Annotated in this window: 12 protein-coding genes and 1 pseudogene; 6 read left to right on the top strand and 7 right to left on the bottom strand. The window is 70.0% G+C overall.

Annotated elements, in window-relative coordinates; all coding sequences use genetic code 11:
- Positions 1-53 precede the first annotated feature (53 nt).
- Positions 54-554: a hypothetical protein gene (locus tag ABZ642_RS20855; protein ID WP_360485998.1), complete on the bottom strand. Its 501-nt coding sequence runs from the start codon at positions 552-554 to the stop codon at positions 54-56.
- Positions 555-591: 37 nt separating this feature from the next.
- Between ABZ642_RS20855 and ABZ642_RS20850 the strand changes: the two genes are divergently transcribed.
- Positions 592-1,986, top strand: coding sequence for a M1 family metallopeptidase (locus ABZ642_RS20850; RefSeq protein ID WP_360485810.1), 1,395 nt, complete (start codon positions 592-594; stop codon positions 1,984-1,986).
- Here the strand turns inward: ABZ642_RS20850 and ABZ642_RS20845 are convergent.
- From ABZ642_RS20845 to ABZ642_RS20835, 3 genes and pseudogenes are all read right to left on the bottom strand, one after another.
- Positions 1,983-2,507, bottom strand: coding sequence for a GNAT family N-acetyltransferase (locus tag ABZ642_RS20845; protein WP_360485808.1), 525 nt, complete (start codon positions 2,505-2,507; stop codon positions 1,983-1,985). The two genes, ABZ642_RS20850 and ABZ642_RS20845, sit on opposite strands and share 4 nt — an antisense overlap.
- Before the next feature lie 19 nt (positions 2,508-2,526).
- Positions 2,527-2,778: pseudogene (locus tag ABZ642_RS20840) on the bottom strand (Uma2 family endonuclease); the annotation flags it as partial.
- A gap of 78 nt (positions 2,779-2,856) precedes the next feature.
- A complete protein-coding gene (locus tag ABZ642_RS20835) occupies positions 2,857-3,231 on the bottom strand; it encodes an ATP-binding protein (protein ID WP_360485995.1) in 375 nt (124 codons plus the stop codon).
- 192 nt (positions 3,232-3,423) lie between these two features.
- Here ABZ642_RS20835 and ABZ642_RS20830 point away from each other — a divergent pair, with 192 nt between their 5' ends.
- On the top strand, positions 3,424-4,281 hold the full coding sequence (locus tag ABZ642_RS20830) for a helix-turn-helix transcriptional regulator (RefSeq protein WP_360485805.1): 858 nt from the start codon (positions 3,424-3,426) through the stop codon (positions 4,279-4,281).
- Positions 4,278-4,562: a DUF397 domain-containing protein gene (locus ABZ642_RS20825; RefSeq protein WP_360485802.1), complete on the top strand. Its 285-nt coding sequence runs from the start codon at positions 4,278-4,280 to the stop codon at positions 4,560-4,562. Before ABZ642_RS20830 ends, ABZ642_RS20825 begins: the two co-directional genes overlap by 4 nt.
- 64 nt (positions 4,563-4,626) lie before the next feature.
- Here the strand turns inward: ABZ642_RS20825 and ABZ642_RS20820 are convergent, their stop codons facing one another.
- Positions 4,627-5,202, bottom strand: a complete 576-nt coding sequence (locus tag ABZ642_RS20820) for a TerD family protein (protein WP_351484356.1) — start codon at positions 5,200-5,202, stop codon at positions 4,627-4,629.
- Between the two features lie 181 nt (positions 5,203-5,383).
- On the opposite strand from ABZ642_RS20820, the gene arfB reads away from it, so the two are divergent.
- The gene (gene arfB / locus ABZ642_RS20815) at positions 5,384-5,812 is read left to right on the top strand and encodes an alternative ribosome rescue aminoacyl-tRNA hydrolase ArfB (RefSeq protein WP_360485799.1); all 429 of its coding nucleotides are present in this window, start codon (positions 5,384-5,386) and stop codon (positions 5,810-5,812) included.
- Between the two features lie 247 nt (positions 5,813-6,059).
- On the opposite strand, the gene ABZ642_RS20810 is transcribed toward arfB, so the two are convergent.
- Positions 6,060-6,632 (bottom strand): flavin reductase family protein, encoded by a 573-nt coding sequence (locus ABZ642_RS20810; RefSeq protein WP_360485796.1) that lies wholly within the window; start codon positions 6,630-6,632, stop codon positions 6,060-6,062.
- Positions 6,633-6,951: 319 nt separating this feature from the next.
- On the opposite strand from ABZ642_RS20810, the gene cdgB reads away from it, so the two are divergent.
- Positions 6,952-8,601: a diguanylate cyclase CdgB gene (cdgB, locus tag ABZ642_RS20805; protein WP_360485794.1), complete on the top strand. Its 1,650-nt coding sequence runs from the start codon at positions 6,952-6,954 to the stop codon at positions 8,599-8,601.
- Between the two features lie 118 nt (positions 8,602-8,719).
- Positions 8,720-9,664: a carbohydrate-binding protein gene (locus ABZ642_RS20800; RefSeq protein ID WP_360485791.1), complete on the top strand. Its 945-nt coding sequence runs from the start codon at positions 8,720-8,722 to the stop codon at positions 9,662-9,664.
- On the opposite strand, the gene ABZ642_RS20795 is transcribed toward ABZ642_RS20800, so the two are convergent.
- A complete protein-coding gene (locus tag ABZ642_RS20795) occupies positions 9,657-10,592 on the bottom strand; it encodes a 1-phosphofructokinase family hexose kinase (protein WP_360485788.1) in 936 nt (311 codons plus the stop codon). The genes ABZ642_RS20800 and ABZ642_RS20795 overlap by 8 nt on opposite strands.
- Positions 10,593-10,639: the final 47 nt, after the last annotated feature.

The following is a 10,639-nucleotide window of genomic DNA, read 5'->3' as shown; positions in this document are numbered from 1 at the left end:
GGCTGGTCGGTCAACTGCCGTACATCCGGACGTCGTTCAACCGTCAGGGAAGGCTACGACACCCGCGGGAAACGGGCCTGGAGCGTCCAGATCGCCGGGTTGTCGGCCAGCCCCTCGTGCATGTCGGTCAGGTCGGCGAGGAGATCGTGCAGGAAGTCCCGTGCCTCCCGGCGCAGTTCGGCGTGGGAGAAGGTGAGCGGAGGCTCCTCGGCCGGCATCCAGTCCGCCTCGACGTCCACCCAGCCGAAGCGGCGCTCGAAGAGCATGCGGTCGGTGGACTCGGTGAAGTCGAGTTCCGCGTGCTGGGGCCGGGCGGCCCGGGACCCCGCCGGGTCGCGGTCGATCCGCTCCACGATGTCGCACAGCGCCCACGCGAAGTCGAGCACCGGCACCCATCCCCAGGCTGTGGACAACTCCCGGTCCGCCTTGGTGTCCGCGAGGTAGACGTCCCCGCAGAACAGGTCGTGGCGCAGCGCGTGGACGTCCACCCGCCGATAGTCGGTCTGGGGCGGGTCCGGGAACCGGTTGGAGAGGGCATAGCCGATGTCGAGCACGTCGTCGATGGTGTCATGGCGTCCTACGATCACGTGCGTGCCCCGATCCGTGCCCGCGCTCCCCGCCGCCCTCCCCGCCGCACTGCTCTGCCTCGCGCTGACCGCGTGCGACGGCGGGGTGCACGGCACCCCGGGCGGCGCGGGCGTCCACGACCCGTACTTCCCGAGGGCGGGCAACGGCGGCTACGACGTGAGCCACTACGCCCTGGACCTCGGCTACGACCCCGGCACCGGCCGCCTCACCGGCACCGCCGTGATCACCGCCCGCGCCGGCCGGGACCTGTCCGCCTTCGACCTCGACCTCCGAGGACTGCACGTCGACAAGGTCACCGTCGAGGGCAAGGAGGCCCGCTGGAACCGGGCCGGGCAGGAGCTGACCGTCCGCCCGCACGACGACCTGGACAAGGGCGAGACCTTCGCCGCGACCGTGCGCTACTCGGGCCGCCCCGAGACGATCACCGACCCCGACGGCTCGAAGGAGGGCTGGCTGCGCACCGCGGACGGCGCGCTCGGCCTCGGCGAGCCGGTCGGCGCCATGGCCTGGTTCCCCGGCAACAACCACCCCTCCGACAAGGCGTCGTACGACATCACGGTCACCGTCCCGAAGGGCCTCCAGGCCGTCTCCAACGGGGAGTTGAAGAGCGAGACGACGAAGAACGGCCGTACGACCTTCGCCTGGCACACCGCCGAGCCGATGGCGAGCTACGTCGCCACGGTCGCCGTCGGCCACTACACGGTGACCCGCTCCACCCTCTCCGACGGCCTGCCGGTGTACACGGCCGTCGACCCGACGCAGGTGAAGGCGAGCCGGGCGGTGCTGGCGAAGCTCCCCGAGATCATCGAGTGGGAGGCGTACAACTTCGGCCCCTACCCCTTCTCCTCCACCGGCGCGATCGTGGACCGACCGGAGGACTCCGGGTACGCCCTGGAGACCCAGGACCGGCCCGTCTTCCCCGGCGCCCCGGACACCGCGACCCTCGTCCACGAACTCGCCCACCAGTGGTACGGCGACTCCGTCACCCCGAGGTCCTGGCGGGACATGTGGCTCAACGAGGGCTTCGCGACCTACGCGGAGTGGCTGTGGGACGAGGACCACGGCGGCCCGAGCGCCCAGCAGACCTTCGACAAGGTCTACGCGGGTTCCGGGGACAGCGGCCTGTGGGCGTTCCCGCCGGCCGATCCGTCGAGCGCCGCGCACATCTCGGGGCCGCCCGTGTACGACCGCGGCGCGATGGTCCTGCAGAAGATCCGCCAGAAGGTCGGCGACGACACGTTCTACGACATCATCCAGGGCTGGGCCGCCACCCGCCGCCACGGCAACGCGGACACGGCCGAGTTCACCGCGTACGTGGAGAAGAAAGCGCCCGGCAAGGACTTCTCCGCCATCTGGAAGGACTGGCTGTACGGCGACGGCAAGCCGGCCCGCCCCTAGGAACCCGGGCCCAGTTCCTTGCGCAGCACCGCGCAGGGCCGCCCGAGCTGCCGGTCCTGGCGATGCCCGATCACCTCGTAACCGAGGGCCGTCCAGAAGGCGAGCCCCTTCGGGTTGTTCTCCAGCACGGCGAGCCGTAGGGCGTCCCGCCCCGCCACCCGGAACCGCTCCTCGACGCCCTCCGCGATCCGCCGCCCGTACCCGCGCGCCCGCGCCCCCGCGTCGACCATCAGCAGTCCGATCCACGGATCCGGGTCGTCCGGATCAGGGTGCCGGGCCAGCGTGATCACCACTCCCACCAGCCGTCCTTCGGCCCGCGCCAGCAGCACCTCGACGTCCGGATTCACCAACTCGTCGGCCAGCGCACCGGCCACCTGCTCCGGCCGGATGTCGTCCGGATCCGGAAAGTCCCCGCTGAGCGCCTGGAACTCCCGGTCGGAGGCATACAGCGCGGTCAGCTCGGTGAGCAGCGGAGCCGGGATGTCGTGGTCGGGGGTGAGGGGGAGCGGGGCGAGGATCATGCGGGCAACCTATCCGGCCCTACCGGCCCCGAGGCGGGTAGCGGGGCAGGCCGTCCGTCGCGATGGTCCAGTCGCCGATCGTCACGTCCTCGCCGTAGACGAAGTCCTTGCGGGTCGCGTAGCGGGGGCCGTCGGGGGTGGGGTGGATGCCGGTGAGGACGGCGCCCGTGCCGGTGCGGGGGTCGAAGACGGCGTAGACGGGGATGCCGATCAGGGGATAGTCGCGCATCTTGGAGATTCAGTCGTTGTCCGGGTTGGAGCGTGAGACGACTGCTCCTCGTATGTGCCCAGGGGCAAGGATCGTCGCCTTCATGCTAGGTGTCCTCCGGGAGATCGGTTCGGCTCCGGGCTACGGCGGCACCCCGATCTCGGCCCACACCGTCTTGCGCGGCGACAGCCCGGGTGCCACGCCCCACTTGTCGGCCAGCGCCTCCACGAGGACGAGACCCCGGCCCGACTCGGCGTCCGGTGCGGGGAGTTGGGTGTGCGGCGTGTGGTCACCCCGCGTGTCCGTGACCTCGATCCGCAGGGTGTCCCCCACGACGTAGAGCGTGAGCCCGAAGTCGCGTCCCGATACCCGCCCGTGCGTCGCCGCGTTCGCCGCCAGCTCGGCCACGATCTGCCTCGCCGGATCCAACGGCAGCCCCCAGGCGCGCAGTTGCTCGGCGGCCAGCAGTCGCGCGAGACGGGCGCCCCGAGGCGTGGACGAGAGCCGCAGGCTCATGTTGCGGACGGGGGTGGAGATTTCATCGTTCACGTCACTCAGCGTGGCCGAGCACGCATACCGTGACCAGTGACGAAGCCCTTGCGTACGGTGACTGTCCGGTGCTTGTCCAGTGCTGTCCTGGCTGTCGGGGGCGGTCGTACGGGTAGGGGCGGTCGCGGGTACGGGCGTACGGCACAAAGGGGTTGAGGGATGAGCGTGGACAGCGGCGAGGTGACCGAGCCGGGCTGGGAGGTCGACCCGGACGACGACTGGGGTGTGGCGGTCATCGCCACGGTCGGGCGTCAGCTGAAGCTGCGGCGGGAGGCGGTGGGGATGCGCGCCGCCGAGTTCGGGGAGGTGGTCGGCTACGGCGAGGACATGGTCTACAAGGTCGAGGGCGGGAAGCGGATCCCCCGGCAGGAATACCTGAACCGGGCGGACGAGGTCCTGGACGCGGGTGGGCAGGTCTCCGCGATGTGGGAGGACGTGAAGAAGGTCCGGTACCCGAAGAAGGTACGGGAGCTGGCCAAGTTGGAGGGGCAGGCTGTTGAGATCGGGGTGTATGTGTGCCACAGCATCAGCGGGCTGCTGCAGACTCCTGAGCATGCGCGAGCTGTCATCTCGGCCGCCCAGCCGCCCTATTCACCGGACGACGTGGAGCGGATGGTGACTGCCCGTCTGGCTCGGCAGTCGGTCTTCGAACGCGAACCGGCTCCGTCCATCCACTTCGTGCTGGAAGAGGCGCCGCTGCGTCGTCCCATCGGAGGCACAATGGTGTGGCGACGGCAGCTAGAACATCTGTTGGAGGTGGCTCGGCTGCACAACGTCATGCTTCAGGTGATGCCGTTGAAGTCCGAGGTCCACTCCGGTCTGGACGGACGGATCGAACTGCTGAAGTTCCCGGATGGTACGGCGGTGGGACGCTCCGACGGCGCCTTCAACGGCCGTCCGACATCGGACCCGAAAGAGCTCCGCGTCCTTGAGCTGCAATATGGCACCATCCGGGCACAGGCTCTCTCACCAGGGGAGTCGCTGGCCCTGATCAAGCAACTGCTGGGAGAAACATGACTCGCAAGGCCCCCTTCGGGGACGCCTCCGAACTGGCGTGGTTCAAGAGCAGCTACAGCGACGGCAACAACGGTGAGTCCTGCGTCGAAGTCGCCCTGGCCTGGTTCAAGAGCAGCTACAGCAGCGGCAATGACGGCGAATCCTGCCTCGAAATAGCCCCCACCCCCACCACCATCCACATCCGCGACTCCAAGTACCGCACCACCCCCGGCCCCCGGCTCGCCCTCGCCCCCTCCGCCTGGGCGGCCTTCGTGTCGTACGCGTCAGCGCCTGTGAAGTGAGCGAAAGCCGGGAGCCCCCGGCCGCAACCAGACGGCCAGGGGCTCCCGCACAGCGCAGCGTCGGTCAGACGTTGACGCCGAAGTCCTGGGCGATACCGACCAGGCCGGACGCGTAGCCCTGGCCCACCGCGCGGAACTTCCACTCCGCGCCGTTGCGGTACAGCTCGCCGAAGACCATCGCCGTCTCGGTGGCCGCGTCCTCGGAGAGGTCGTAGCGGGCGATCTCGGCGCCGCCGGCCTGGTTGACGATGCGGATGTAGGCGTTGCGGACCTGGCCGAAGTTCTGCGAGCGGGTCTCCGCGTCGTAGATCGAGACCGGGAAGACGATCTTGTCGATGTCGGCCGGGAGGGCCGCCAGGTTGACGTTGATCGCCTCGTCGTCGCCGGCGCCCTCACCCGTGCGGTTGTCGCCCGTGTGGACGATCGTGTTGTCCGGGGTCTGCTTGTTGTTGAAGAAGACGAAGTGGGCGTCGGAGTAGACCTTGCCCTGCGTGTTGACCGCGATCGCCGAGGCGTCGAGGTCGAAGTCCGTGCCGGTGGTGGTGCGGACGTCCCAGCCGAGGCCCACGGTGACGGCGGTCAGGCCTGGAGCCTCCTTGGTGAGCGAGACGTTGCCACCCTTGGACAGGCTTACAGCCATGGTCGGGAGTCCTTTCCCTCGTTTGCGTACGGCCGTGCGGCGTACGGGCTTGAAGCTACAGCTACCCGTATGAACGCCACGAGGGGTACCGAAGGTTCCAGCTCGCTTTACTTTCTTTGCCAAACGGGTGATGGGCGATATTCGGGTGACGTGTGCCGGTCAGGCGCGCGACCATGGGGGCATGTCCGGTCCGTATGTCATCCGTGGCTCCGTCTCGCTCCCCGAGGCCGAGCTCAACTGGCGTTTCTCGCGGTCGTCCGGGCCGGGCGGCCAGCACGTCAACACCAGTGACTCACAGGTGGAGCTGCGCTTCGACCTCGCGAACACCGCGGCGCTGCCGCCGGTGTGGAAGGAGCGGGCGCTGGCGCGGCTGGCCGGGCGGCTCGTCGACGGCGTGGTCGTCGTACGGGCGTCCGAGCACCGTTCCCAGTGGCGCAACCGCGAGACCGCCGCCGTACGCCTCGCCGCCCTCCTCGCCGAGGCCACCGCGCCCCCGCCCAAGCCCCGCACCCCGACCCGCATCCCACGCGGTATCAACGAACGCCGGCTGCGGGAGAAGAAGCAGCGGTCGGACACCAAACGGGGCCGCACGGGCCGCGACTGGTCCTGACGGCCGTCCTCGGATCTTCCAGGTCTTCCGCACGGCGAGATCGCCGGAGGTCCTCCCCTCGGTGAGATCACCGGGATTCCGAGTTCACCGGGATTCTCGGTCGCGACCGGTCGGGCGTCGCCCGGCACGGGTCATGTCTTTCCCGTTCGTTCGCGATCGCATCGCATGTCTCGCGTCCCGGAAACGGCCTTTCGGTCCGCGCCCGAGGAAAGCGTGCTCGCGGAAATGAAAAACAGACCGCGCGGTTTCATTCCAGCTGCCGGTACCGACCCCGGAAATACATCAGCGGTCCGCCTTCCGCGCTCGGGAGTTCGGCGGTGAGGACGCGGCCGATCACCAGGGTGTGGTCGCCGGCCGTCAGCCGCTGCTCGGTGCGGCACTCCAGGGTCGCGAGGGCGCCGCCGACCAGCGGCGCGCCCGAGGCCTCGCCGCGCACGTACGGGATGTCCTCGAAGAGCAGGCGGTCGCTGATGCGGCCCTTCATCGCGAAGCGGCCGGCGATGTGGCGCTGGCTCTCGGTGAGCACGGAGACCGCCCACCGTGGCTGTTCGTCGAGCAGGTCGTCCATCCGGGAGCCCTCACGCAGGCTGACCAGCACCAATGGCGGATCCAGCGATACCGACATGAACGCGGTGGCGGTCATGCCGACGTCCTCGCCCGTCGGCGCCAGCGGGTCGTCCGGGTCCAGCGACGGCTCCTGCGCGGTCACCAGGACCACGCCGGCGGCGAGCCGGGTCAGGGCCGCCTTGAACGCTTCGTTGCTCACCCCCACAGCATGCCCGGTGGTTTCTGCGGCGGCGGGGGAGGGAGTCTTCAGCACGCCGGAAACGCTAGTGTCGGCCCCTGCGTGTGCGCATCGGCCATCGGCCCGAGCCGGGTCCTAGGACCAAGGGCGGGGTGGTGAAAGGTCGTAACGTGCATCATGTGCACACACCTACAAAGGCTGTGTTCGGTAAACGCACAGGGAAAACGCAGAAACTCCACGCAATTGCTCATGTTCTACTGTGACTTGAGTCACAAGGGGCATTAATTGTTGACCCTGTGTACCGAGTGGGCAGCGCACTGTGATTCAGTGGCGGGGAAAAGTAGCGCCGAAGCAGACCCTTGATTCGCTGCGAGGTCTCGGGGGGAGGGCGAACATGGAGACCGAGTCGGAACCCTACGTCCGTCTTGCGTCCCTGCGACAACTGCACCAGGTCATGGCCGACATGAACACGGCCCGCAGTCTGGCGGACACCCTGCAGACCGTCGCCGACGGTGTGATCACCGCCCTCGGGTTCGAGATGGCGTGCGTGAACCTCGTACGCCCCGACGGCGATCTCGTGGTCGCGGCCCTGTCCGGCAACTCCGCCGCCGAGGCCCTGATCACCGGCCGGGTCGGCTCCCGGGACTCCTGGGACCGGCGGCTGAACATGGGCGAGAAGTGGGGCGACCTCGTCTTCATACCGCACACCGAGGGCTGGGTCCTCGACGACGACGACGTCCCGCAGTGGTACACCGACGGCCCCGCGCCCCGCTTCGAGGACGAATGGCACCCCTCGGACCGCCTCTTCGCCCCCATGTACACGCCCGGTATATCGGGCAGCTCCTGCGGTGAACTGCTCGGCGTGATCTCCGTGGACCGCCCGCGCAACGGCCGCCACCCCGGCGCCTGGGGCCGCGAGGCCCTGCAGATGTACGCCTTCCAGGCCGCGATCGCCATCAGCAACGCGCGTCTACGTGCGAACATGCAGCGGGCGCTGGTCAGGCTGGAGCGCGAGCAGCAGGCCCTGCGCGCCAGCGAGGAGTCCTTCCGGCAGGCCTTCGAGTACGCCCCCTCCGGCATGGCGATAGCCGAGATGGGCGGCGACCAGCACGGCCGAATACTGCGCACCAACGACGCCCTGTGCCGCCTGCTGGGCCGCCCCGCCTCCGCGATGCGCCGCTACTCCTTCTCCGACCTGGTCCACCCCGAGGACATCGGCACCCTGCTCCGCACCTCCGCCGAGGGCGGGCGCGCCGAGCTCCGCCTCGGCCGCCGTGACGGCACGTACGTCTGGGTCTCGCTCCGCAACTCCGTCGTCGCCGACGCGGCCGACGGCCCCCGCTTCCTCCTCACCCACGTCGAGGACATAGAGGAGCGCAAGCGCCGCGAGCTCCAGCTCGCCCACCGCGCCTCCCACGACTCCCTCACCGGCCTGCCGAACTCCGCCGAACTGCGCTCCCGGCTCGCCTCCCGGCTCTGCCGGCGTGCCGACACCGACGGCCTGGAGTCCCTGGACGCGGCCTACGGCCACCCCGCCTACGACGTCAACGGCCACGGCTTCGACTTCGCCGGCACGTCGCAGTCGTACGACGGCTACGACCACCATGTGCACACCGTCGCCCCCGAGGAGGGCCGCGACGACGGCGCCAAGGGGCTCGCGGTGCTCTTCTGCGACCTCGACGGCTTCAAGTCGATCAACGACCGGTTCGGGCACAACGCGGGCGACGCGGTCCTCATCGAGGTCGCCCGGCGGCTCAGCCGGGGGGTGCGCGACGGGGACACGGTGGCCCGCCTCGGCGGCGACGAGTTCGTGATCCTCGCCGACGGGCTCGGCAAGGCCGACGCCCAGGACCTGGCCGTACGCCTGCGCAACGAGATCATCCAGCCGATCCGCGCCGAGGGCCGGGCGGTCCGGGTGGGCGCCAGTTTCGGCATCGGGTGGGCGCACTGCGGCATGTCGGCGGACGAAGTCCTGAAATCCGCCGACGAGCGGATGTACGTAGAGAAACGATCTCGTCCCAAACAACATCGCCGCGCCGGATGATCCGCAGGTCACTGCATTGATGCGGTCTGAGTCACCCGTTTGGCTCAGTCAGACCGGGTAGGCTCGACTCTCAATACCTGTACCGCATCCGCCCGCACCTGTTGAGGAGTACCAAGGGATGACGCCCGGCGACAACGGCGCGAGCACGCCCGAGGACGACGACCCGTTCGGCTACCTGTACGCCGACGGCCAGGCCAGAGGAGCCCAGCCGCCGTCCGGCTCCGGTGGCTACGGCTACCCGAACGCCGTCAGCAGGGTGCGCTCGGTCGGCGAGCGCAGCTACGGCGGACAGCAGCAGGCACCGCAGGCACCGCAGTACGGCGGCCAGACCATCCCGCAGCAGCAGCAGCCCGGCTACGGCCAGCCGCCGAGCGCGGCCTACCAGGCCCCGGAGACCTTCCCGGGCGGCGCGCCGACCACCCGCCAGCAGACGCCGCCGTCGGGCCGTGGCCGGGGCCCGAACACCAAGGGCCTCCTCATCGGCGCCATCGCGGTGGTCGCGGCGGTCGTCATAGGCATCAGCGTCGCGATGATGAACGGCAACGGCGACGACGACAAGGCGAGCGGCGGCGCCTCCACGTCCCCGTCCCAGTCCCAGAGCGCCTCCCCGAGCCCGTCGAGCACCAGCTCGGTGTCGGCCTCGGGTGAACTGCCGAAGACCGACGCGAAGGCGCTGCGGCTGGACGGCGGGACCACCACGGCGTCCGAGTTCAAGGGCGCCAAGGCCGACGGCGGCATCTATGTGACGGGCTTCAACCAGGTCGGGGCGAAGGTCACCTGGACGGTCGACGGCATCGAGAAGGCCGGCACCTACCGGCTCTACGTGCGCTACGGCGTCCCCGGCGCGGACGCCAACGCGACCCTGCTGGTCGACGACAAGGCCAATTCCCAGCCGCTGAACATGAAGAACTTCGGCAACACTCCCGCAGGCGACTGGGAGAAGGGCTGGAAGACCACGTGGGCCAACGTCACCCTGAACAAGGGCACCAACACGATCGTGATCGCCTGCAACGACGGCAACCAGTGCAACGCCGTCCTGGACCAGGTCTACCTCACTAAGTAGCGGCCTTGCTGGTCTCCCCCGTCACCGTGACCTGGCCGAGCAGCTTCTCGTAGGTCGGGCCGTCGAACTCGCCGGCCACCGGGGACCGTACCGTCGCCGCCGACAGGGCCACCGCGCGGGACAGGCGGGCCGGCCAGGGGAGTTGGTCCACCAGGCCGGAGAGCAGGCCGGCGACCGCCGAGTCGCCGGCGCCGGTCGGGTTGCCGCGTACCGGTGCCGGAGGCGTCGCGCGCCAGTGGCCCTCCGGGGTGCGGGCCAGCAGGCCCTGTGAGCCCAGGGAGGCGACCACCGTGCGGGCGCCGCGTCGTCGGGCGTCCTGCGTGGCGCGCAACGGCTCGTGGGAGCCGGTGAGTTCGGCCAGTTCGTCGGCGTTCGGTTTGACCAGGTCCGGCCGCGCGGCGACTCCGCGCCGCAGCGGCTCCCCGCTGGTGTCGAGGAGGACGGGGACACCGACGGAACGGGCCGCCTTTATCAGTCCGGCGTACGCCCCCACCGGTACCCCCGGCGGCAGACTCCCGCACAGTGCCACTGCCGAGGCTCCGGTGAGCAGTTCCTCGTAGTGGTCGAGGAAGGCACCCCACTCGGCCGGTGTTATCTGCGGGCCCGGCTCGTTCAACTGGGTCGTGTCACCCGTCAGTTCGTCCACGACCGCGACCGTCCGGCGGGTCGCCCCGGCGACCGGCAGCAGCGCGTCCCGCACCCCCGGCACCTCGGCGAGCCGCTCCCGTACCGCGCGCCCGGTCGCGCCGCCCGCGAAGCCGGTCACCGTCGTCCCGTGCCCGAGCGCGGCGAGCACCCGGGCCACGTTCACCCCCTTGCCGCCCGGCCGTTCGGTCACGTCCGAGACGCGGTGCGAGGCGTGCGGGCGCAGTGCGCCGACCCGGTAGGTGATGTCGAGAGCGGTGTTCAGCGTGACCGTGAGGATCACCGGGCGACCTCCCTCGTGCATGCCCGTGCCGTCCGTCGGGAGGCCTC

Source organism: Streptomyces sp. NPDC007157 (assembly GCF_040634235.1).
In the GTDB taxonomy this organism is placed as follows: Bacteria; Actinomycetota; Actinomycetes; order Streptomycetales; family Streptomycetaceae; genus Streptomyces.
The sequence above is the reverse complement of the archived record's forward strand: the minus strand, read 5'-3'. Positions and strand labels throughout refer to the sequence as shown.

Coding starts and splice junctions, on each gene's coding strand:
- ABZ642_RS20845 (WP_360485808.1), bottom strand. CDS start 2,507: ATGATCCTCGCCCCGCTCCCCCTCACCCCCGACCACGACATCCCGGCT.
- ABZ642_RS20835 (WP_360485995.1), bottom strand. CDS start 3,231: ATGAGCCTGCGGCTCTCGTCCACGCCTCGGGGCGCCCGTCTCGCGCGA.
- ABZ642_RS20830 (WP_360485805.1), top strand. CDS start 3,424: ATGAGCGTGGACAGCGGCGAGGTGACCGAGCCGGGCTGGGAGGTCGAC.
- ABZ642_RS20825 (WP_360485802.1), top strand. CDS start 4,278: ATGACTCGCAAGGCCCCCTTCGGGGACGCCTCCGAACTGGCGTGGTTC.
- ABZ642_RS20820 (WP_351484356.1), bottom strand. CDS start 5,202: ATGGCTGTAAGCCTGTCCAAGGGTGGCAACGTCTCGCTCACCAAGGAG.
- arfB (WP_360485799.1), top strand. CDS start 5,384: ATGTCCGGTCCGTATGTCATCCGTGGCTCCGTCTCGCTCCCCGAGGCC.
- cdgB (WP_360485794.1), top strand. CDS start 6,952: ATGGAGACCGAGTCGGAACCCTACGTCCGTCTTGCGTCCCTGCGACAA.
- ABZ642_RS20800 (WP_360485791.1), top strand. CDS start 8,720: ATGACGCCCGGCGACAACGGCGCGAGCACGCCCGAGGACGACGACCCG.